Source organism: Pseudomonas izuensis (assembly GCF_002356535.2).
In the GTDB taxonomy this organism is placed as follows: Bacteria; Pseudomonadota; Gammaproteobacteria; order Pseudomonadales; family Pseudomonadaceae; genus Aquipseudomonas; species Aquipseudomonas izuensis.
In genome coordinates this window covers 6,522,498-6,544,028 of sequence record NZ_AP017423.2, presented here as the reverse complement: position 1 = coordinate 6,544,028, position 21,531 = coordinate 6,522,498, and the positions used below count along the sequence as shown (strand labels likewise).

The following is a 21,531-nucleotide window of genomic DNA, read 5'->3' as shown; positions in this document are numbered from 1 at the left end:
GCTGAAGGTCGTTCCGACCTTCAATCGCGAGCAGGCTCGCTCCCACAGTGGATTGGGTTTCTACAGTAGGCTTTGTGCGTTATTCGGTGGGTGGGTTCAGCTTCGCTTCCATCTCCGCGACTTTTGCTTCGAGGCTTTCGAGGCGGGCGCGGGTGCGTGCCAGTACGACCATCTGGCTGTCGAATTCTTCGCGGCTCACCAGGTCCAGCTTGCTGAAGGCGCTTTGCAGCAGGGCCTTGAACTGGCTTTCGATTTCGGCTTTCGGCAGCGGGGTGTCGCCGCTGAAGAGTCGGGAGGCGGTGCCGGTCAGGGCGTCGAGGAAGTCTTTGGGCGCGAGCATGGGGAAAGGTCCTGGTGACAATGGCGGGCAGTGTATCACGCAGTGTCTACAGTCAATTCCGTGGGTAAGGGGTGCACGCTTTTCGCGCATGCGGATGGACGGCGCTGCACCGTTGTTGTGCGTAACGTGCCGGGTGTTGTGGCGAAGTGGCAGGCATCAACCGGCAACGGCTTGAAATCTATGAATTTTGTGGAGATGGCAAGCTTTCTGCTTAGACCCTGGTGACCCATGCACTGATGCAGTCACCGTGACGAATGCAGTGCGCCAGGCGAAACGCGGGGAGCGTTTGGCAAGGAGCGGTTAGCGGCGTCGGGCGGGCGGGTAAGGCCGACGATGCGTTACAAAGCCAGGCACTGCGCTTAGACTTGAGACGGGTTTGTTTTCCTGGGGCAAGTCCACCAATTCGGGAGAGAGTTTTCATGAAGCTAGTCACTGCCATCATCAAGCCGTTCAAGTTGGACGACGTGCGCGAGTCGTTGTCCGAGATCGGCGTGCAGGGCATTACCGTCACTGAAGTCAAAGGCTTCGGTCGGCAGAAGGGTCATACCGAGCTGTATCGCGGCGCGGAGTACGTGGTCGATTTCCTGCCAAAGGTGAAGATTGATGTCGCCATTGACGACAAGGATCTTGACCGGGTTATCGAGGCGATAACCAAGGCCGCCAACACCGGCAAGATCGGTGACGGCAAGATCTTCGTGGTCAATCTGGAACAGGCGATTCGCATCCGTACCGGCGAAACCGATACCGACGCGATCTAAGCCGCCACAAACCCAACGCCCCAGGAGAAAACAAAATGACTCTGCGTAAATTCGCAGGGCTAGGAGCCCTGTTGTCCCTCGTAATGCCCGGCCTGGCTTTGGCGGCAGATCCGGTGGCGCCTCCAGTCCTCAATTCCGGCGATACCGCCTGGATGCTGACCTCAACTGCCCTTGTACTGTTCATGACTATTCCTGGCCTCGCGCTGTTCTACGGCGGCATGGTTCGGTCCAAAAACATTCTTTCCGTGATGATGCAGTGCTTCGCCATTACCGGTCTGATCACCATCCTGTGGTTCATTTATGGCTACAGCATGGCGTTCGATACCACGGGGATGGAAGCCAACGTCGTCAACCTCAACTCCTTCGTCGGCAGCTTTGCCAAAGCCTTCCTTGCGGGTATCACGCCTGCCAGCATTACTGGCCCGGCGGCGCTGTTCCCTGAAGCAGTGTTCGTTACCTATCAAATGACCTTTGCGATCATCACCCCGGCGTTGATCGTCGGTGCGTTCGCCGAGCGGATGAAGTTCTCCGCGATGCTGATCTTCATGGGCGTCTGGTTCACCCTGGTTTACGCGCCAATCGCGCACATGGTCTGGAGCGGCCCGGGTTCGCTGTTGGGCGACTGGGGCGTGCTCGACTTCGCGGGCGGCACCGTGGTTCACATCAACGCCGGTGTGGCCGGCCTGGTTGCCTGCCTGGTACTGGGCAAGCGCAAAGGCTTCCCGACCACCCCGATGGCACCGCATAACCTCGGTTACACCCTGATGGGCGCAGCGATGTTGTGGGTCGGCTGGTTCGGCTTCAACGCCGGTTCCGCTGCCGCGGCCAACGGTACGGCCGGTATGGCGATGCTGGTGACCCAGATCGCAACCGCTGCCGCTGCACTGGGCTGGATGTTTGCCGAGTGGATCACCCACGGCAAACCAAGTGCATTGGGTATCGCTTCGGGTGTGGTCGCCGGTCTGGTGGCAATCACTCCAGCCGCTGGCACCGTGGGCCCGATGGGTTCGCTGATCATCGGCCTGGCAGCAGGCGTGGTGTGCTTCTTCTGTGCCACCACCCTGAAACGCAAGCTCGGCTATGACGACTCCCTGGATGCATTCGGCGTACACGGTATCGGCGGTATCCTCGGCGCGATCCTGACCGGTGTATTCGCGGCACCGTCCCTGGGTGGCTTCGGCACCGTGACCGACATTGCCGCGCAGGTCTGGATTCAGTGCAAGGGCGTCGGCGTCACGGTGATCTACACCGCGATCGCCACCTTCATCATCCTCAAGGTGCTGGATGCTGTCATGGGCTTGCGCATCACCGATGAAGAAGAATCGGTCGGTATCGATCTGGCACTTCATAACGAACGCGGCTACAACTTGTAAGCACGCGCATGTAAAAACTTGCCCGGCTTGCCGGGCATTTTTTTGTCCGCGATTTATCATTAGTGGTGCGGCTGAAAGGTTTTTTCTTCCAGCTTTGTGAACGTTTACGACGCGTGTGTTTGTGCCGCCGAAGGCTTACATGATGGAAGGATTATTAGGGCCTTTGTTTTTTCCCAGAGCGCGCTAGAATGCGCCCCGAACGTGCGGAGAACTGTATGTGGCAACAGACTCTGATTACCTTGCGGGCTAGGCCCCGGGGCTTTCATCTGGTAACGGACGAGTTACTCGCCGGCCTGCCTGAACTCAAGGCGTGTCGGGTCGGTCTGTTGCATTTGTGTCTACAGCATACCTCGGCGTCGTTGAGCATCAACGAGAACGCCGATCCGGCGGTACGTCGCGACTTCGAACGATTTTTCAATCGTCTGATCCCACAAGGAACAGATGGCTATGAGCATAACGACGAAGGCCTGGACGACCTCCCGGCGCACTTCAAGGCCAGCGTACTTGGCTGTCAGCTCAGTTTGCCGATTTCGGCGGGCCGACTGGCGTTAGGGACCTGGCAAGGCGTTTACCTGGGCGAGCACCGTGATCATGGCGGTGCTCGTAAAGTCCTCGCCACCGTGCACGGTGAAGGGGCATAACCGCTGGTCACCAGCGGCTGTTGATTTTTTTCCGGCAGCCTTCGACAGAGGGCAAAGCTGGGCTATAACTAATCTGCTTTTCGCAAGTCATGAGGTAGAACATGAGCGACGATGATCTGGAAAACGACGACCTCGAAGTAGGCGACGACGACGAAACCGAAGAAGGTCTGGAAGCAGCGGCGGAAGACGTCGCTGAAGACGATGGTGGTGATGCGCCCGTTCCGACCGCCAAAGGCAAAGCCAAGGCAGCGGTATCGGTCGATGAGCTGCCGAGTGTCGAAGCCAAGAACAAGGAACGTGACGCCCTGGCCAAGGCCATGGAAGAGTTCCTGGCTCGTGGCGGCAAAGTGCAGGAAGTGGAGGCCAACGTGGTCGCCGATCCGCCCAAGAAGCCTGACAACAAGTACGGCAGCCGGCCTATCTGAGCCTGTTACCCGCTTGCTGAAAAAGCCCGCCGTCGCTGCGGGCTTTTTCATGCCTGAAACAAAACCCTCAGGCTTGACACAACACCTGTAGGAGCAAAGCTTGCTCGCGATGACGGTGTGTCAGTCGACATGTATTTTGAATGTTCCGCCATCGCGAGCAAGCTTTGCTCCTACAGGGGGCAGCGTTATTGCTGGGAGTTCCACAGGGCCAACAACGCCGGCAATTCGGTCAGGCTGCGAATCTCGGCATCCGGCAGGTGATCGGCCTCCCAGGCTTTGCCCGACGGGTTGAACCAGACCGCCCGCAGCCCCGCCTGTTGAGCGCCGGCAATGTCGTCGCCCGGATGATCACCGATATGCACCGCCGTCTCAGGGGTTGCACCTCCGCGTTGCAATGCCTCATGGAACAGTCGTGCATCGGGTTTGGCGATGCCGATGTCTTCGGCGCACAGCGCAAACTTGAAGTAGTCCGCCAGCCCCAACCGCCGCACATCGGCATTGCCGTTGGTGACGACCCCGAGGGCGTAGTGGTTGGCCAGCACTTCCAGAGTCGGTTGCACCTCCGGGAAAATTTCCAGCTGATGCCTGGCATGCAGGAACACTTCGAAGCTCTGATCAGCCAGGTCCGACGCTTGTTCGTGGGTATAACCGGCTTCTTCCAGGGCATGGAACAACACGCGCCGACGCAAGGCGCTGATGCGGTACTTGAGGCCTGGCTCGCTGCCCAGGATGCGTTCTCGGATGGCCCACAAGTGGTCCACAGGAACGGCGCCCAGGTTGGGCGCATGCTCGGTCAGCCACTCACGCAATACGGCTTCGGCACTGGCGATCACCGGGGCGGTGTCCCACAGGGTGTCGTCGAGGTCGAAGGTGATCAATTGGATCGTCATGAATCATCGCCTTTAATGCGTTTGGCCCGTGGATGGGCGCTGTCGTAGACGGTGGCCAGGTGCTGGAAGTCCAGGTGGGTATAGATCTGGGTGGTCTTGATGTCGGAGTGCCCGAGCAGTTCCTGCACCGCCCGCAGGTCCTGGGAAGACTCCAGCAAATGGCTGGCGAAGGAATGCCGCAACATGTGTGGATGCAGGTTTTGCCCCAGTTCGCGTTCGCCAGCCGCTTTGACCCGTAACTGGATCGCCCGAGGCCCCAGACGCCGCCCCTGCTGGCTGACAAACACCGCATCGTCCGCCGGGTTGGCGAGTGCTCGCAGGGGCAGCCACAGTTCCAGTGCTTCGCGAGCCTTTTTGCCCACCGGCAACAGGCGAGTTTTGCTGCCCTTGCCGTGTACCTGGACCATGCCGTCCGCCAAATCAAGCTGATCGAGATTCAACCCGGTCAGCTCCGATAACCGCAACCCGGAGGAGTAGAACAACTCAAGAATCGCCTGATCCCGGCGCGCGAGAAAGTCGTCTTCGACCCCGCCTTCAAGCAGTTGCAGTGCGCGGTCGGTGTCGAGGGTTTTCGGCAGGCGGCGTTCACCTTTAGGCGGCGCGAGGCCGTTGGCCGGATCGTGGTCGCAGAGACCCTCGCGGTTCAGATAGTGATAGAGCCCGCGCACCGCCGACAGCAGCCGCGCCAGGCTGCGGGAGGATTGGCCCTGGGCATGCAGGCGGGCGATCAGGCTGCGCAGGCGCTGGATGTCCAGCGCGGCCCAGCTGCCGATGTTCTGTTTGACGCACCAGGCCAGCACTTTGTCGAGGTCACGGCGGTAGGCGGACAGCGTGTGCGGCGACACCTGTCGCTCACTGCGCAAGTGTTCGCAGTAAGCGTCCAGTTGCCGTTCCATGATCAGCGTACCGAACGCAGGGAACTGTTGAGCCGTGGCAGCACGCGGCCCATGACTTCGGCGATGTAGCTCAGGAACAATGTGCCCACCGAGCTTTTGTAGTGCTGCGGATCACGGCTGGCGATGGCCAGGATGCCATGGATCCCCTGGTGAGTGATGGCGACAACGGCGGTGGAGCCAATCTGCTTGCGCTGTTCCTCACCGAACAGGAAGTCCAGTTCGTGCTCGCGCAGGCTGCCGCTGATGCTTTTGTTTTCCTGCAGCAAGCCGCCAATGGCCACTTGCGCTTCGGCATGGGTGACCCAGCGGCCGACCGGCATGGCGTTGTCGCCGAGCAGGATGAGGCTGACGAAGGGCACCTGGAAGTCCTGGCGCAGGCTGTCTTCGACGCACATCACCACGTCCTCCAGGGTGTTGGCATCCATCAGCGCGAGGATCAGGCGGCGGGTCTTGTCGAAAAGGCGGTCGTTGTCGCGAGCCACGTCCATCAGGTGCGAGAGACGGTGGCGCAACTCGATATTGCGGTCGCGCAGGATGGTCATCTGCCGCTCGACCAGCGACACGGTGTCGCCGCGTCGGTGGGGAATACGCAAGGCCGGCAGCAGTTCCTGGTGCTCGACGAAGAAATCCGGATGAGCCTCCAGGTACGCGGCAATCGCCGCCGCCTCCAGGCTTTCGGACGCTGATTCGTCGGGCTGTCGGGCGGGTACCTGAGGCTTATCGGTCATGGCTTCGGCTCACTCAAAGACGCACTTGTCCTTCGTATACGCGTACTGCCGGGCCGGTCATCATGACCGGTTGGCCTGGGCCTGCCCATTCAATGGACAGACGCCCGCCAGGCAGGTCGATCAATAGTGGCGAATCCATCCACCCCTGGCTGATCGCGGCCACTGCGGCGGCACAGGCGCCGGTACCGCAGGCCTGGGTTTCCCCGGCTCCGCGCTCCCAGACGCGCAACTGCGCGCGGCCCCGGTCGATGACCTGGAGAAAACCGACGTTGACCCGCGCCGGGAAGCGCGAGTGATGTTCGATTTTCGGCCCCAGTTCATGCACCGGTGCATTGTTGATATCGCTGACTCGTAGTACGGCGTGGGGGTTGCCCATGGACACGGCGGCCAACTCGACCGAAGTACCGTCGACGTCGACCTGATAACTCAGGGCCTGCTCCGGTGCCTGGAACGGAATATCGGCCGGAACCAGGCGCGGTGCGCCCATGTTCACGCCGATCTGCCCGTCGTTGCGCACATCCAGTTCGATGATGCCGCTTTTGGTTTCGACGCGGATCTGCCGTTTTGCGGTCAGGCGTTTATCGAGCACGAAACGGGCGAAACAACGTGCTCCGTTACCGCACTGTTCCACTTCGGAACCGTCGGAATTGAAGATCCGATAACGGAAATCCACGTCCGGATTGCTCGGTGCTTCGACGATCAGCAACTGATCGAAACCGATGCCGGTATGCCGATCACCCCACAATTTGGCGTGCTTGGGCAGAATGTGCGCGTGCTGGCTGACCAGGTCGAGGACCATGAAGTCATTGCCTAGGCCGTGCATCTTGGTAAAACGCAGCAGCATGGTTTTACTCCGGCAGCAGGCTTTCGCCAGCATACAACTCGGCTACCGTTTCACGGCGACGCACTTCAAATGCCTGATCACCGTCCACCAACACTTCGGCGGCGCGGCCGCGGGTGTTGTAGTTGGAGCTCATGACAAACCCGTAGGCACCGGCCGAATGCACGGCCAGCAGGTCGCCTTCTTCCAGGGCCAGTTCACGCTCCTTAGCCAGGAAGTCGCCGGTCTCGCAGATCGGGCCGACGATGTCGTAGGCGCGGGCAGCGGTGCTGCGCGGGCGCACGGCGGTGACGTCCATCCAGGCTTGATACAGCGCCGGGCGGATCAGGTCGTTCATGGCCGCGTCGACGATGGCGAAATCTTTGTGCTCGGTGTGCTTGAGGTACTCGACCTGGGTCAGCAGCACGCCGGCGTTGGCCACGATGAAGCGTCCAGGTTCGAATACCAGTGCCAGGTCACGACCGTCGAGACGCTCGCGCACGGCCTTGATGTAGTCGCCGGCCAATGGCGGTTCTTCATCGCGATAACGCACACCCAAACCGCCACCGAGGTCGATGTGACGCAGGTAGATGCCGCAATCGCCGAGGCGATCGACCAGGCCCAGCAGGCGGTCGAGTGCATCGATGAAGGGTGGCAGGGTGGTCAGTTGCGAACCGATATGGCAATCGACGCCGACCACTTCCAGGTTCGGCAGCTGCGCGGCACGCACATACACGTCTTCGGCGTCGGCGATGGCGATGCCGAACTTGTTCTCTTTGAGACCGGTGGAAATGTATGGGTGAGTGCCGGCATCGACGTCCGGGTTCACGCGCAGCGAGATCGGCGCGCGAACACCCAGCTCGGCGGCCACCACTTGCAGGCGTTCCAGCTCGTCGGTTGACTCGACGTTGAAGCAGTGCACGCCGACTTCCAGGGCGCGACGCATGTCGTCACGGGTCTTGCCGACGCCGGAGAACACGATCTTGTCGGCGCTGCCGCCAGCGGCCAATACGCGTTCCAGTTCGCCACGGGACACGATGTCGAAACCGGCGCCCAGGCGCGCCAGGACATTCAGCACACCCAGGTTGGAGTTGGCCTTGACCGCGAAGCAGACCAGGTGCGGCATGCCGGCCAGCGCATCGGCGTAAGCCAGATATTGGGCTTCGATGTGGGCACGGGAGTAAACGTAGGTCGGTGTACCAAAGCGATCGGCGATGGCAGACAGGGCAACACCTTCCGCGAACAGTTCACCGTCACGGTAGTTAAAAGCGTCCATGAGGTTCCCTTATTATTGGTAGACGTCGTGCTTGTGTGCCTTGGAAGCAGGCTGCTTTTGCGAGGATTGCGCCTGTTCTGCAGGATCCTGGTCTTCGTCGGGCAGGTACAACGGGCCTTTTTGACCGCAGGCCGACACAAGACAGGCAACCGCGAGGAGCGCGGCAAGGGAAGAGATCAGGCGCTTCATGGCGAAATCCTTGAAAATGCATTAATTGCGCCGGAGTATACCGGCCACCCGGCAGCTTGCCTATGCAACGGACCGCCCGTCCGGCGGGCCTTGCGAGATAGTCGTCGTTGTCAGGCAATCCCTGTTGGAGTGAGCCTGCTCGCGATAGTGGTGTGTCAGTCGACCATAATGTTGAATGTGACGACCTCATCGCGAGCAAGCTCGCTCCCACAGATGGGGGTAGCCGGGCGTTATTCTTTGCAATCACCGGAGCTCGCCCGTATCTTGCGGCGCTTGAGCCTGATCAGACACTTTTTGAGGTTGCCGTAATGAGTTTGTCCGAAGCCCGTTTCCACGATCTGGTCGATGCCACCCAGCAAACCCTGGAGGACATCTTTGACGACAGCGACCTGGATATCGATCTGGAAAGCTCGGCCGGTGTGCTGACCGTCAAGTTCGAAAACGGCACTCAGTTGATCTTCAGTCGTCAGGAACCGTTGCGGCAGTTGTGGCTGGCCGCGGTGTCCGGTGGTTTCCACTTCGATTACGACGAAGAGAGCGAGCGCTGGATGTGCGACAAGAGCGAAGAGCAGCTGGGCGAAATGCTTGAGCGCATCGTCAAGCAGCAGGCCGGTGTCGAATTCGATTTCGAAGGCCTGTGAGATCGTGACCCAGCCTGCGCCCGTTCGTCCGCCCAAGCCGTTGTACAGCAATGTCAGTCCGGCGGTGCCTTCTCCCTGCAGCGGCGTTTGCCGGCTGGATGAGCAGAAGGTCTGTCTCGGATGTTTCCGCCATGTCGAAGACATTCGCGAATGGCGCTCGGCCGACGATGAGCGCCGGCGGGTGATTTGTGCGCAGGCTTTGCAGCGCCAGCACCTGTAGGAGCTGGCTTGCCAGCGAAGGCGGCCTGAAGTTCACTGCACCTTTAAAGCCCTATCGCCAGCAAGCCGGCTCCTACAGGCGTTGCGCACCGCCCGGTGGCGGCTTGTATATTTTTTGAGCTGTGATAGTGTCCAGATACGCCTCAACCCATCGAGGCTTGTGAAAACCCCGCCTTTTTCTGGCGGGGTTTTGCTTTTTTCGTGCAGAAGAAAGGAGTCTGCCCTGATCATGACCGCACCTTCCATCACCCTTACACGTCTGGACGTTCAACGTCTGGAGCGTCTGATCGACAGCCTGGATGAAACCCTGCCAGGTGTTATCGCGCTGCAAACCGAGCTGGATCGCGCCGATACGGTGGTCGGCCACGATGAAGTGCCCGCCGATGTCGTGACCATGAATTCCCGCGTTCACTGCCGTGAAGAAATCAGCGGCAAGGACTATCACCTGACCCTGGTTTACCCGAAGGATGCCAATGCCGACGAAGGCAAGATTTCCATCCTGGCGCCGGTGGGCAGTGCATTGCTCGGCTTGAAGGTTGGCCAGCACATCGACTGGCCGGCACCGGGCGGCAAGACCCTGAAACTGACATTGCTGGAAGTCGAGTCGCAGCCGGCCAACGGTGGCGATTTCAACGTTTGACCCCGCCTCACACCTGCCCGAGCGCCTTGTTCAATGCGTGCTCCAGGTCGGCCTTGTAACGCAGGTACAGATTGCTTGAACCCTGACCATCACCGAGCAGGCCCGACAGGTCCAGATCGGTGATGTAGCAGCGGTAGCGTTTGGTCTCGCGGCGTTGCTCGACGATTTCCCGGGCGACCACGCTGAACAGTTGGTCGCCATGCTCGAGTTCTGAAAATTCCCGCTGATTGCAGTACAACGTGACCTGCACTTTGCCCGGTGCAGCTTTGCCGACGATCGCCTGTACATCATAGAAGGGCCTATTGACCGGGGTTTGCGGTGCCGGGCGGGCTTCGACCCGGCGTGCCCGGCCTGAACCTGAAGGCAAGAGTTGGTAATAAAAAGTGTCCAGGCTCCGGGATTGAGCCGGGTCCATCGGCTGCAAGGCGTCGCGCCGGTACTGGATCGATTGCAGGAATCGTTGCAGCGGCACCAACAGGCTTTGCTCGTCATGCCACGGCAAACGTTGTTGCCACAAGGCATTGAATTCATCCAGTGCGTACACGTCGGCGTGGTCTTCGTTGATTCGGTAGAACACCTGAATGCAACCTGGCTGGCCCATTGGCAGTAGCAGCGCGAGGTCGTTGTCCTCCAGTGCCATCGGGTCCAGGTGCAGTGGGCTGTACCGGGTCAGTTCTTCGCCCAGGTAGTCGTAAAGCGCTGGCAGTGTGGAGAGGGCGATGTGCCTGACCTGGCCGGGCACCAGTTCCAGCACGTGATAATGCTGCTGGACCTGGATCAGGTAGCGGTGGTTGAGTTTGCTCAGCAGCAGGGTCTGCGCGATCTCGAGGATGTCTTCAACGCGTTGGGCGATGAACTGGGCGCGGTTGTGGCAGAAGCAACGCACACGTAATCGGGGTTGCCACGTGCCGTCCGGCAGGTTGTTGAGGTAATCGCGCAGGCAGTCGAGCAAGGCATGGGGGCCGTCGAAGCGATTGACCAGCACTTCGTTCCAGCTATTGAGCGTGACCTGATCCAGGGTCAGCACCAGATTTTCCCGTACGCCTGCGTAACTCAGGGAGTCGGTGCGCTCGGTGGTCATCAGGATGTTCAGGTCGCGGTGGTGCTTGAGCGGGTCGACGCCGACATTCACCAGAATCAGCACTTCGCTGGGCACGCTGGCCCGCAGCAAGCGCTCTTCGGCGACCGTGGGCAGAGGCAGGGGGATGCTCTGTTGCAGGCTGCCGAGCAGGTTGAACAGTTCGAATTCGCTCAGGTCACTGCTGCCAGGATGCAAGGCCAGTCGGGTGCTGCTGTCGATCACGCCGTTGCGGTGGCACCAGGTGAGCAATTCGAGCAGTTGGCGGCTGCGTTTGATCGGGGCGAAATGCTCCCACTCAAGGGCGGTCAGGCTGCCGTTGTACAGACCCCATTGAGATTGCCCCGCTTCCTTTCTGTTCTCCATGTGCACCAGCGTCAGGGTGTCTTCGGCCAGGTCCGGGGCGATGCCCGGGTTGATGAACTCGACCTTGTCCGCCTTGCGCTCGAAGGCCGCATACAGGCGTCGGCCCAGCACGCTGAGGTCGCGTTTGTTGATCAGGCTGACGGTCTGTTCGTGCTGGGCAAACTGGGTCAGAAAGCGGTAACTGTAATTGAGCTCGTTGACCAGGGCGCGGCGCTCGGAACCGACCTGGCGAACCTTCCACTGGCTGCGGCTGTCGAGCAGGGCCAACTGGCGCTGGTCCCAATGCCATTCGTGGGCCAGGCGCTCGAGCAGCGAGCGTTGCCAGCTTTGGGTGCGCCCGGTGTTGCCGGTGAGCTTGCGATTGACCTTCAGGTACAGCGCGCGCCGCACCAGTTCCAGTCGATCCGGCTCATTACGGGCGATGAGGTATTCCTCGATGCGCCGGTAAACCACGACGTAGGGGTCCAGTTCATCGAGGTCGAGCCGATTGGCGAACACCGCCTGTTTGAAGCGCAGGCTCAGGCACTGGACCCTGGGATGTTCGCTGGCGTAAACCTCGGTCAGCAGCAACTTGAGCACCGATTTGTACGGTGATTCGATGCCCTTGAACAATTGCCACAGCCCGGCGCCGATGAATTCGCCGGGGGGAATGAACGCCAGATGCCCCAGGTCGAGGGTTTCGTCGGCGCGGATGAACCGCTTTGACAGCAGTGTGTGGATGTAGCGGTCGTAACTCGCTTCTTCATAGACCGGCACCAGCCACCAGATCGGCGTGCGTCCGGCCAGCCAGATCGCCGTTCGATAGAACTCGTCCAGCAACAGGAAGTGCTGGGTGGTGCCGCAATTTTCGGAGCTGAGTTGATTGTCGCGTTCACCCCGCGCAAAACGGGCCGGGTCGATCAGGAAGAAGTGCGCCTCGGCGCCCTGGCTGGCAGCCCAGGCTTCAAGCAACTGACATTTCTTGCGCAGTTCGGCGAGTTCGTTCTCGCCCAGGTCCGAACTGTGGCAAACCCACACGTCCATGTCGCTCTGCTCGGCCTGGGCCAGGGTGCCGAGGCTGCCCATCAGGAACAGGCCATGAATCGGGCGTGGCGGATTGCTGCCGTGGCGCGGCTTATAGGAGAACGAGCGGGTCAGGCGCTGGGCTTCGGCAAGAACATTGGCGTCGGGTTCGAAGTTCGACAGCCCGGCCGGTGTACTGCCGGAAACGTAGCCGGGCAACAGCGGATGATTGACGTGGAAAAACAGCGGCAGGAGGTTGAGCACCCCTTGCTGGCGGGTCGACAAACCTTCCATGGCCCGCCTCATGCGGCCCTCATTGAGCTTCAGGAAGCGTGCGCGCAGTTGGCTCAGAACCTTTCGGTCGATTCCCTCGTCCAGGTCGGGGCGGATTTCATGGGTGCGGATCATGTCAGCTCAAACCGGCTCGCAGGGCTCGGACGTGGGGCTCTCGGGTGAGGGAAGTTTAGCGCCTCGATCCCGGGACATTTAAGCCGATTTTGTTTTTTTGACGTCAGATTTGTATCGCATGGCGACGTCAGGCGGCACTGAGTGCCCGCGGAAATCCCGTGGCAGGGGTTTCCGTGGGCGATACGGTGGAATTCAGGCTGTTTCTTCAGCTTTCAGAATAGTGAGCACGGTCTGCACACTTTGCGCGGCGTCGCGTCCCAGGCTGGTCAGATAACCACCATCGGGCTGGTCGATCAGTTCTTTTTCGTACAGGCGTTGGGCAGCGGCAATGGCTTTTGGGGCAGCGGTCTGATGAATTTTCAAACCTTCCTGGGAACTGTCCAGGTTGAAGAGTGCGAGGATTTCCAGTTCTGCAACCAACTCAGGGGTAAGCGACATAAGGACTCCAGACTTTCTAGGAATTGGACGACAGCGCCCCTAAGGTGAACCCGCCGGTGCGGCATGTCCAGTGCTCGCAGCAGCCTTTTTTCTCTCTGTAGGAGCGAGCCTGCTCGCGATGGTCGTCAACGATGACGCTGGAGGCCTGACAGCCCGCGGTGCTCTCAGGTTCTTCGCGAGCAGGCTCGCTCCTACAGGGGGAAGGGAGGGGTTATTTCTTTTCGGGTGGCAACTCTGGCAGTGCACGCAGCGCCGCTTCGTACCATTCGGTATTGAACGCGCGGTCTTCTTCGAGGATAGCGTCGATTTCTACCGCTAAAACGTGGGCCATCAGGTTGAGGATTTCCTCCCGCTCGTAACCCACCAGTGTCAGCTTGTTGAACGTCGCCTTGGCTGCCGGCGGATTATCGCTTTCAATCTGGTTTTCGATGGCTTCGATCAGCGTGTTCTCGGCGAACTCTTCTTCGTCGATGTCGTCTTGGCGGGTATCGGGGGTTGGCTCGCTCATGGCAGGCTCCTCTAGGAAAGGTGGCCAGTTTACCCGCATTCAGGGCTGTGATGCTGCTGGCGAGAATGGCCGCGGCGTTCTATAACAGGCACTGCCAACCCCTGCACGGCCTGGAGGCTATGTGATGCTCAAGCTTTATGGATTTTCCGTCAGCAACTACTACAACATGGTCAAGCTGGCGCTGCTGGAAAAAGGACTGCCGTTTGAAGAGGTGCCGTTTTATGCCGGCCAGACGCCTGAAGCGCTGGCCATCAGCCCGCGTGGCAAGGTGCCGGTGTTGGGTGTCGAGCAGGGTTTCATCAATGAAACCAGCGTGATCCTCGAATACATCGAGCAAAGCCAGAAAGGCAAGCCGCTGCTGCCGAGCGATTCCTTTGAGCGTGCTCAGGTGTTGGCACTGGCCAAGGAGATCGAGCTGTATATCGAACTGCCTGCGCGCGCCTGCTATCCCGAAGCGTTTTTCGGCATGACGTTGCCGGATGCGATCAAGGAAAAGACCAAGGCCGAATTGCTGCTGGGCGTTGCATCCTTGGGCAGGCACGGAAAATTCAGCCCTTACGTGGCGGGCGACAGCCTGAGCGTGGCGGATGTGTACTTCTTGTACAGCGTGCCGCTGGCCTGTGGGGTGGCGAAAAAGCTGTTTGATATTGATTTGCTGGCTGAACTGCCAGAAGCCAAGGCGCTGCTGGAGCGTCTGGGGGACAATCCGAACGTGCAACGGGTTGCGGCGGACAAGGAAGCGGCGATGCCGGCGTTCATGGCGATGATCGCGTCCAAGAAATAGTTTTTGTAGCGTTCTTGCGAATGCCATCGCGGGCAAGCCTTGCTCCCACAGGTCAGCATTGATTTCGAAATCGACGCGACCTGTGGGAGCAAGGCTTGCCCGCGATGCTTTTAGCGGCTGGCGAGCAGCGCCTGGCCGCGAGCCACGGCTGCCTTCACCTGTGCCGGCGCCGTTCCTCCGATGTGGTTACGGGCATTGACCGAACCTTCCAGTGTCAGCACGGCGAACACGTCCTGATCGATCTGGTCGCTGAACTTGCGCAGTTCTTCCAGGCTCATTTCCGCCAGGTCCTTGCCGCTTTCCACGCCGTACTTCACGGCATGACCCACGATTTCGTGGCAATCCCGGAACGGCAGGCCACGACGCACCAGGTAGTCGGCCAGGTCAGTGGCAGTGGAGAAACCGCGCAGGGCTGCTTCGCGCATCATGGCGTGCTTGGGCTTGATCGCCGGGATCATGTCGGCAAAGGCACGCAACGAGTCGCGCAGGGTATCGGCGGCGTCGAACAGCGGTTCCTTGTCTTCCTGGTTGTCCTTGTTGTAGGCCAGAGGCTGGCCTTTCATCAGGGTCAGCAGGCCCATCAGCGCGCCGAATACACGGCCGGTCTTGCCACGCACCAGCTCCGGCACGTCCGGGTTTTTCTTTTGCGGCATGATCGAGCTGCCGGTGCAGAAACGGTCCGGCAGATCGATGAACTGGAACTGCGCGCTGGTCCACAGCACCAGCTCTTCGGAGAAGCGCGACAGGTGCATCATCGCGATACTGGCAGCCGAGCAGAATTCGATGGCGAAATCGCGATCAGACACGTTGTCCAGGGAGTTGCCCCCGACCGCGTCGAAGCCCAGCAGTTGCGCGGTGTATTCACGGTCGATCGGGTAGGTGGTGCCGGCCAGTGCGGCGCTGCCCAGTGGCATGCGGTTGGTGCGTTTGCGGCAGTCGACCAGGCGCTCGTAGTCGCGGCTGAGCATTTCGAACCAGGCCAGCATGTGGTGCCCGAAGGTCACCGGCTGCGCGGTTTGCAGGTGGGTGAAGCCGGGCATGATGCTGCCCGCTTCGCGCTCGGCCTGTTCCAGCAAGCCTTTTTGCAGACGGGTGATTTCGCCCAGGATCAGGTCGATCTCGTCACGCAGCCACAGACGGATATCGGTGGCGACCTGATCGTTACGGCTGCGGCCGGTGTGCAGCTTTTTACCGGTCACGCCGATGCGGTCGGTCAGGCGCGCCTCGATGTTCATGTGCACGTCTTCGAGGTCGATGCGCCAGTCGAACTGGCCGGCCTCGATTTCACCCTGGATGGTCTTCAGGCCATCGATGATGCTGTCGCGCTCGGCATCCGTCAGCACGCCGACCTTGGCCAGCATGGTGGCGTGGGCAATCGAGCCCATGATGTCGTGGCGATACAGGCGCTGGTCGAAGGTGACGGAGGCGGTGAAGCGGGCGACGAAGGCGTCGACGGGTTCACTGAAGCGGCCGCCCCAGGACTGATTGGTCTTGTCAGTGCTCATGAATTCGCTCGTATCGGCTGAAGAAAGATGGCGTTGAAAGCTGCCGCGGATAATAACAGGGTTGCCAATGCTGTCGCTGACACTGGTCGACTGGTTTTCATTGGACCTGCAGGGGCGAGCCTGCTCGCGATGAACCTGAAGGCGACGCGTGTATCCAGGAAGCCCTCGTTTTCGTTAGCGTCCATCGCGAGCAAGCTCGCTCCTGCAGTTTTCACTGTTTGCGCAACGATATTTCTCATTTGAGCAATATCGGCCCGGCAACCGTCTACAGTTGGACAGTAGGACTAGCGCACTTCTCGGTGCAGATGCTGACTATAAGAAGAGGGGTGTTCATATTGCGTATCAGCAAACCCTGTGGCGATGTGTCGCCAATGCGGGCCTGGGCCGCCAATTGCCCGTCGGATAAAATTTTTACCGCCGGACGAGCGGCACTTTTTGACGCTCGGGCTAGTCTTAGCGTGGATCGCGGTGACGGACGTCACTTCACCTGTCTACGCTATCCTTGTGCGAGACTCACGCAGGAATCCAGCGCAATATGAATGTCCTGATCGTTGATGACGACCCCCTTGCCCGCGAGCGCCTGAGCCGAATGGTTGGCGAACTCGAGGGATACAGTGTCCTGGAGCCCAGCGCCACGAACGGCGAAGAGGCGCTGGCACTGATCGACAGCCACAAACCGGATATCGTTCTGCTCGATATCCGCATGCCAGGCCTCGATGGCCTGCAAGTGGCCGCGCGATTGTGCGAGCGCGAAACCCCGCCCGCCGTGGTGTTTTGCACGGGGCCCGATGAATTTGCCGTGGAAGCCTTACAGGCCAGCGCCGTAGGCTATCTGGTGAAACCGGTGAGAACTGAACATTTACATGACGCGTTAAAAAAAGCCGAACGTCCCAATCGTGTCCAACTCTCGGCCCTGACCCGTCCGGCCGCCGAAAGTGGCAGTGGCCCCCGCAGCCATATCAGCGCACGCACCCGTAAGGGGATCGAGCTGATTCCGCTGGATCAGGTGGTTTACTTCATCGCCGATCACAAATACGTGACCTTGCGCCACGAAACCGGCGAGGTGCTGCTCGACGAACCGCTCAAAGCCCTTGAAGACGAATTCGGTGACCGTTTCGTGCGCATCCACCGCAACGCACTGGTTGCTCGTGAGCGTATCGAACGCTTGCAGCGAACGCCTCTGGGACATTTTCAGCTGTTCCTCAAAGGCCTGAACGGCGATGCGTTGATCGTCAGTCGGCGCCATGTGGCCGGCGTGCGGAAAATGATGCAACAGCTTTGATTCGCCGGTCGCAGGCGAATTTCACACCCGATTGCCGGACACCCGGGGCCAGGGAGGCACAGTAGTTTCTGATACAAGTCAAAGTGGATTTGGCTGAGCTGTTATTATCCGCCGTATCTATTCAGTACGGATTGATCCATGTCCTCTCGCCAGATCCGCATCGCCACCCGCAAAAGTGCTCTCGCCCTGTGGCAGGCCGAATACGTCAAAGCCCGTCTGGAAGAGGCCCATCCGGGCCTTCTCGTGACGCTGGTTCCGATGGTCAGTCGCGGCGACAAGCTGCTCGACTCACCGCTGTCGAAAATCGGCGGCAAGGGCCTGTTCGTCAAGGAGCTGGAAACCGCGCTGCTGGAAAACGAAGCAGACATCGCCGTGCACTCCATGAAAGACGTGCCGATGGATTTCCCTGAAGGCCTCGGCCTGTTCTGTATCTGCGAGCGCGAAGACCCGCGCGATGCATTTGTCTCCAATACCTACGCCAGCCTTGAAGAATTGCCGCCAGGCAGCATCGTCGGCACGTCGAGCCTGCGCCGTCAGGCCCAGTTGCTGACCCGTCGTCCGGACCTGGAAATCCGCTTCTTGCGCGGAAACGTCAACACTCGCCTGGCCAAGCTCGATGCTGGCGAATACGACGCCATTATCCTTGCCTCCGCCGGTTTGATTCGCCTGGGTTTTGAAGATCGCATTACCTCGGCCATCAGTGTCGACGACAGTCTGCCGGCGGGTGGTCAAGGCGCAGTGGGCATCGAGTGCCGCAGTGCCGACAGCGAAATTCACGCGCTGCTGGCACCGCTGCATCACCAGGACACCGCCACCCGAGTGACCGCCGAACGTGCCCTCAACAAACATCTGAATGGCGGTTGCCAGGTGCCGATCGCCTGCTACGCCGTGCTTGAAGGCGAACAGATCTGGTTGCGCGGCTTGGTGGGTGATCCCAATGGCGGTCTGCTGCTCAGCGCGCAGGCGCGTGCACCGCGTGGTGATGCCGAAGCCCTGGGTGTGCGAGTGGCCGAAGACTTGTTGAGCCAGGGCGCCGCCGACATTCTCAAAGCGGTCTATGGCGAGGCAGGACACGAGTGACGGGCTGGCGCCTGCTGCTGACGCGTCCGGCGGATGAGTCGGCGGCGCTGAGCGGCTTCCTGGCCGGGCAGGGGATTTTCAGCAGCAGCTTGCCGCTTTTGGACATCGTGCCAATCCCTGCCTCTGACACAATGCGCGACGTGATCCGCGACCTGGATCATTACTGCGCAGTGATCGTAGTCAGCAAGCCCGCCGCGCGGATCGGCGTCGAACTGCTCGACCGGTTTTGCGCGCAAACACCGCGTGTGAAGTGGTTCAGCGTTGGCGCGGCGACAGCGCAGATTCTTGAGGATCACCACCTGGACGTGAGCTTTCCGGAGGATGGCGATGACAGCGAAGCCTTGCTTGAGCTGGCGAATTTGCGCGAGGCTATCGCCCGACCCGAGCCGCGTGTGCTGATCCTGCGTGGGGAGGGTGGTCGCGAGTTGCTGGCTGAGCGCTTGCGTGAGCGAGGTGCTAGTGTCGAGTACCTGGAGTTGTACCGCCGCGAGCTGCCGCAATACCCGCCGGCAGCACTGCCCGGACGTATCGAATCGGAACGCCTGAATGCACTGGTGGTCAGCAGTGGACAGGGTTTTGAGCACCTGCATCAATTGGCTGGCGATGCCTGGCCGCAATTGGCGCGGTTGCCGTTGTTTGTACCTAGCCCCAGGGTCGCCGAGCTGGCACGTGCTGCCGGTGCCCTGACTGTTGTGGATTGTCGTGGCGCCAGTGCCGCGGCCTTGCTGACGGCGTTGCGGGAGCATCCCGAACCCGTTCTCTAATGCAAAGGATGGATACGTGAGCGAAACAGCCTTGCCTAAAGATAACGCGCGACCTGTGCTCGATGCACCGCTCGATGCACCTGTTGATCAAATGCCGCCGCCTGTTGCAGTGCAGCGCCGAGGCAATGGGCTGGCGATCGTCGCGCTGCTGGTGGGCGCTGTCGGTGTGGCGGTGGGCGGTTGGGGCGTCTGGCAGGTGCGCCACCTGCAAGCGACCAACCAGCAGCACTTGAGTCAGGTGCAGGCGTTGAGCGACGAGGCGCAAAGCCTGAAGCTCAATGAACAGCGCCTGAGCGCGCGTCTGGAGCAATTGCCCGGCGCCGATGTGCTGGAAGAGCGCAGTCGTCTGGTGATTCAGCTGCAAGGCGATCAGCAGCGGCTGAATCAGCGACTGGAAACCGTCCTCGGCGCCAGCCGCAAGGACTGGCGCCTGGCCGAGGCCGAGCACTTGCTGCGTCTGGCCAGTCTGCGCCTGTCTGCCTTGCAGGACATCAGCAGCGCCCAGGCCCTGGTGCAGGGTGCCGACGAAATTCTGCGCGAACAAAATGATCCGGGTGCCTTCGCCGCGCGCGAACAGGTGGCCAAGACCCTTGTGGCGTTGCGCAGCACCGAGCAGCCGGATCGCACCGGGCTGTTCCTGCGCCTGGGGGCGCTGCGCGAACAGGTTACTGGCCTCACCGAGCTGGCACCCGAGTACAAAGAGCGTGGCGAATCGCTGCTCGGCCTGACCGCCGACGGCGACGGCGCCAGTCGCTGGGCGCAATGGTGGGATCAGATCTCGCGTTACATCCGCATCGATTTCAATGCCGATAAAAATGTCCGCCCATTGCTTGCCGGGCAGAGCCTGAGCCAGGTGCGTCTGGCCCTGAGCCTGGCGCTGGAGCAGGCACAATGGGCTGCACTCAATGGCCAGGCTGTGGTTTACAGTCAGGCACTGGACGAGGCGCGTGACGTACTCAAAGGTAATTTCAACCCGGACAACCCGCAGAGCAAAGTGATGCTTGATCAGGTGGCCGAACTGAGCACGCAGCCAGTGACCGTGGTGACCCCGGACCTGACCGGGACGCTCAGTGCGGTCCAGGGTTATCTGGAGCGGCGCAATGTCAACGCCGAAGATTCGATCAAGCCGCTGGCCAAGCCTGCCGCAAGCGCCGCGCAGGAGGCCACGCCATGAAGCGCCTGTATGTGATCGTGTTCCTGGCCATAGCCGCTGCGGCTGCGTTGGGGTTGGCGATTGCCGAGCATTCCGGTTACGTGCTGATCGCTTATAAAAGTTTCCGCTTCGAGTCGAGTCTGTGGGCGACGCTGGCGCTGGTTGCCGTGCTCTGGCTGGTGTTCTGGGGCATCAAGGCGTTGATCGAACTGGTGACGACTTCCGGCGGCGTGGTCAATCCCTGGTCGCGGCGCAATCGCAGTCGCCGGATACAAGTGGCGATCGAGCACGGTCAGCTGGATCTGGCCGAGGGGCGCTGGGCCAGTGCGCAGCGCCACTTGCATCGGGCTGCGGAAGCCGAGCGCCAGCCGCTGCTCTACTACCTCGGCGCTGCCCGCGCCGCGAACGAGCAAGGGCATTACGAAGAGAGCGACAGTCTGCTGGAGCGGGCGTTGGAGCGTCAGCCTCAGGCCGAGCTGGCGATTGCCCTGAACCACGCACAATTGCAGACCGATCGTGGCGATACCGAAGGCGCCCTGACGACCCTGCAAGCGATGCACGAACGCCACCCTCATAACGCACAGACTCTGCGCCAATTGCAGCGCCTGCATCAGCAACGGGGCGACTGGTCGGCGCTGATTCGCCTGTTGCCAGAGTTACGCAAGGACAAGGTTCTCCCGCCGGCTGAACTGGTCGAGCTGGAGCGCCGTGCCTGGGGCGAGAACCTGTCGCTGGCGGCGCATCAGGAAGAGGGCGGGACCGTTGGTTTGCAATCGCTCAATCGTGCCTGGCAGCAACTGTCTGCGGCTCAGCGTCAAGAACCGCAACTGGTGCTTGCCTACGCCGAGCAACTGCGGCAGCTGGGTGCGCAGGTCGAGGCCGAGGAAGTCTTGCGCACAGCGCTCAAGCGCAACTATGACAGTCACCTGGCGCGTCTCTACGGGCTGGTTCGTGGCAGTGATCCGGCTCGTCAATTGCAACACGCCGAAGGCTGGCTCAAGGACCATCCCGCCGACCCAGGCCTGTTGCTGACGTTGGGGCGCCTGTGCCTGCAAAGCAGCTTGTGGGGCAAGGCCCGGGATTATCTGGAAAGCAGCCTGCGCGTTCAGCGCAATCCCGAAGCCTGTGCCGAGCTGGCGCGGCTGTTGGCGCAAATGGGTGACACCGGGCGCAGCAATCAACTGTTCCAGGAAGGTCTGGGGTTGCTCGATGAGCGCTTGCTGGCAGCGCCATTGCCGGTGCCCATTCGCGCTTGATTGAGCCGGGACTCAATGGCTCAAAGATGACCTTGTGGCGAAGGAGCTCTTCCCGCCGGGGCTGCGAAGCG

Annotated in this window: 24 protein-coding genes and 1 pseudogene; 14 read left to right on the top strand and 11 right to left on the bottom strand. The window is 60.7% G+C overall.

Annotation, left to right across the window (positions count from 1 at the left end; translation table 11 throughout):
• Positions 1–79: 79 nt before the first annotated feature.
• A complete protein-coding gene (locus LAB08_RS29385) occupies positions 80–340 on the bottom strand; it encodes an accessory factor UbiK family protein (RefSeq protein ID WP_096514253.1) in 261 nt (86 codons plus the stop codon).
• A gap of 419 nt (positions 341–759) precedes the next feature.
• Here LAB08_RS29385 and glnK point away from each other — a divergent pair, with 419 nt between their 5' ends.
• The 4 genes from glnK to sutA all read left to right on the top strand — a co-directional run bounded on the left by glnK (position 760) and on the right by sutA (position 3,537).
• Complete coding sequence (glnK, locus tag LAB08_RS29380; protein ID WP_002555808.1) at positions 760–1,098, top strand: P-II family nitrogen regulator; 339 nt, start codon at positions 760–762, stop codon at positions 1,096–1,098.
• Between the two features lie 35 nt (positions 1,099–1,133).
• Positions 1,134–2,471, top strand: coding sequence for an ammonium transporter (locus LAB08_RS29375; protein WP_096514254.1), 1,338 nt, complete (start codon positions 1,134–1,136; stop codon positions 2,469–2,471).
• Between the two features lie 215 nt (positions 2,472–2,686).
• Complete coding sequence (locus LAB08_RS29370) at positions 2,687–3,112, top strand: secondary thiamine-phosphate synthase enzyme YjbQ (protein WP_096514255.1); 426 nt, start codon at positions 2,687–2,689, stop codon at positions 3,110–3,112.
• Positions 3,113–3,213: 101 nt separating this feature from the next.
• Positions 3,214–3,537, top strand: a complete 324-nt coding sequence (gene sutA / locus LAB08_RS29365; RefSeq protein WP_007980816.1) for a dormancy-specific transcriptional regulator SutA — start codon at positions 3,214–3,216, stop codon at positions 3,535–3,537.
• A gap of 185 nt (positions 3,538–3,722) precedes the next feature.
• On the opposite strand, the gene LAB08_RS29360 is transcribed toward sutA, so the two are convergent.
• From LAB08_RS29360 to lptM, 6 genes are read right to left on the bottom strand one after another with little or no spacing between them, the layout of a single operon-like run.
• Positions 3,723–4,427, bottom strand: coding sequence for an HAD family hydrolase (locus LAB08_RS29360; RefSeq protein ID WP_096514256.1), 705 nt, complete (start codon positions 4,425–4,427; stop codon positions 3,723–3,725).
• Positions 4,424–5,323: a tyrosine recombinase XerC gene (gene xerC / locus LAB08_RS29355; RefSeq protein ID WP_096514257.1), complete on the bottom strand. Its 900-nt coding sequence runs from the start codon at positions 5,321–5,323 to the stop codon at positions 4,424–4,426. Before xerC ends, LAB08_RS29360 begins: the two co-directional genes overlap by 4 nt.
• Before the next feature lie 2 nt (positions 5,324–5,325).
• Positions 5,326–6,051, bottom strand: coding sequence for a DUF484 family protein (locus LAB08_RS29350; protein WP_096514258.1), 726 nt, complete (start codon positions 6,049–6,051; stop codon positions 5,326–5,328).
• A 13-nt stretch (positions 6,052–6,064) separates the two neighbouring features.
• Positions 6,065–6,895, bottom strand: a complete 831-nt coding sequence (dapF, locus tag LAB08_RS29345) for a diaminopimelate epimerase (protein WP_096514259.1) — start codon at positions 6,893–6,895, stop codon at positions 6,065–6,067.
• Positions 6,896–6,899: 4 nt separating this feature from the next.
• Positions 6,900–8,147: a diaminopimelate decarboxylase gene (lysA, locus tag LAB08_RS29340; protein WP_096514260.1), complete on the bottom strand. Its 1,248-nt coding sequence runs from the start codon at positions 8,145–8,147 to the stop codon at positions 6,900–6,902.
• A gap of 12 nt (positions 8,148–8,159) precedes the next feature.
• Entirely contained in the window at positions 8,160–8,336 is a 177-nt protein-coding gene (gene lptM / locus LAB08_RS29335) for an LPS translocon maturation chaperone LptM (RefSeq protein ID WP_096514261.1), read from the bottom strand.
• A gap of 308 nt (positions 8,337–8,644) precedes the next feature.
• On the opposite strand from lptM, the gene cyaY reads away from it, so the two are divergent.
• From cyaY to rnk, 3 genes are all read left to right on the top strand, one after another.
• Positions 8,645–8,977 (top strand): iron donor protein CyaY, encoded by a 333-nt coding sequence (cyaY, locus tag LAB08_RS29330; RefSeq protein ID WP_085716237.1) that lies wholly within the window; start codon positions 8,645–8,647, stop codon positions 8,975–8,977.
• Between the two features lie 4 nt (positions 8,978–8,981).
• A complete protein-coding gene (locus LAB08_RS29325; protein ID WP_096515624.1) occupies positions 8,982–9,197 on the top strand; it encodes a DUF1289 domain-containing protein in 216 nt (71 codons plus the stop codon).
• Between the two features lie 228 nt (positions 9,198–9,425).
• Positions 9,426–9,836 (top strand): nucleoside diphosphate kinase regulator, encoded by a 411-nt coding sequence (rnk, locus tag LAB08_RS29320; RefSeq protein WP_096514263.1) that lies wholly within the window; start codon positions 9,426–9,428, stop codon positions 9,834–9,836.
• 7 nt (positions 9,837–9,843) lie between these two features.
• Here rnk and LAB08_RS29315 read toward each other — a convergent pair whose 3' ends face one another.
• The 3 genes from LAB08_RS29315 to LAB08_RS29305 form a co-directional block, all read right to left on the bottom strand.
• Positions 9,844–12,690: a class I adenylate cyclase gene (locus LAB08_RS29315; RefSeq protein ID WP_096514264.1), complete on the bottom strand. Its 2,847-nt coding sequence runs from the start codon at positions 12,688–12,690 to the stop codon at positions 9,844–9,846.
• Positions 12,691–12,882: 192 nt separating this feature from the next.
• Positions 12,883–13,128, bottom strand: coding sequence for a TIGR02647 family protein (locus tag LAB08_RS29310; protein ID WP_095196231.1), 246 nt, complete (start codon positions 13,126–13,128; stop codon positions 12,883–12,885).
• 211 nt (positions 13,129–13,339) lie between these two features.
• Positions 13,340–13,636, bottom strand: a complete 297-nt coding sequence (locus tag LAB08_RS29305; protein ID WP_096514265.1) for a hypothetical protein — start codon at positions 13,634–13,636, stop codon at positions 13,340–13,342.
• A 124-nt stretch (positions 13,637–13,760) separates the two neighbouring features.
• Here LAB08_RS29305 and LAB08_RS29300 point away from each other — a divergent pair, with 124 nt between their 5' ends.
• Positions 13,761–14,420 (top strand): glutathione S-transferase family protein, encoded by a 660-nt coding sequence (locus tag LAB08_RS29300; protein ID WP_096514266.1) that lies wholly within the window; start codon positions 13,761–13,763, stop codon positions 14,418–14,420.
• Positions 14,421–14,530: 110 nt separating this feature from the next.
• On the opposite strand, the gene argH is transcribed toward LAB08_RS29300, so the two are convergent.
• Entirely contained in the window at positions 14,531–15,925 is a 1,395-nt protein-coding gene (argH, locus tag LAB08_RS29295) for an argininosuccinate lyase (protein WP_096514267.1), read from the bottom strand.
• 422 nt (positions 15,926–16,347) lie between these two features.
• Here argH and LAB08_RS30880 point away from each other — a divergent pair.
• From LAB08_RS30880 to LAB08_RS29270, 6 genes and pseudogenes are all read left to right on the top strand, one after another.
• Positions 16,348–16,464, top strand: a pseudogene (locus LAB08_RS30880) (sensor histidine kinase); the annotation flags it as partial.
• Positions 16,461–17,207: a LytR/AlgR family response regulator transcription factor gene (locus LAB08_RS29290; RefSeq protein WP_096514269.1), complete on the top strand. Its 747-nt coding sequence runs from the start codon at positions 16,461–16,463 to the stop codon at positions 17,205–17,207. The pseudogene LAB08_RS30880 and the gene LAB08_RS29290, both read left to right, overlap by 4 nt.
• Positions 17,208–17,345: 138 nt before the next feature.
• The gene (gene hemC, locus LAB08_RS29285) at positions 17,346–18,287 is read left to right on the top strand and encodes a hydroxymethylbilane synthase (RefSeq protein WP_096514270.1); all 942 of its coding nucleotides are present in this window, start codon (positions 17,346–17,348) and stop codon (positions 18,285–18,287) included.
• Positions 18,284–19,051, top strand: a complete 768-nt coding sequence (locus LAB08_RS29280; protein ID WP_096514271.1) for a uroporphyrinogen-III synthase — start codon at positions 18,284–18,286, stop codon at positions 19,049–19,051. The genes hemC and LAB08_RS29280 overlap by 4 nt, the downstream gene beginning before the upstream one ends.
• Before the next feature lie 16 nt (positions 19,052–19,067).
• Positions 19,068–20,225, top strand: a complete 1,158-nt coding sequence (locus LAB08_RS29275) for a uroporphyrinogen-III C-methyltransferase (protein ID WP_096514272.1) — start codon at positions 19,068–19,070, stop codon at positions 20,223–20,225.
• Positions 20,222–21,460, top strand: coding sequence for a heme biosynthesis protein HemY (locus LAB08_RS29270; protein WP_096514273.1), 1,239 nt, complete (start codon positions 20,222–20,224; stop codon positions 21,458–21,460). The genes LAB08_RS29275 and LAB08_RS29270 overlap by 4 nt, the downstream gene beginning before the upstream one ends.
• The last annotated feature ends 71 nt before the right edge of the window (positions 21,461–21,531 follow it).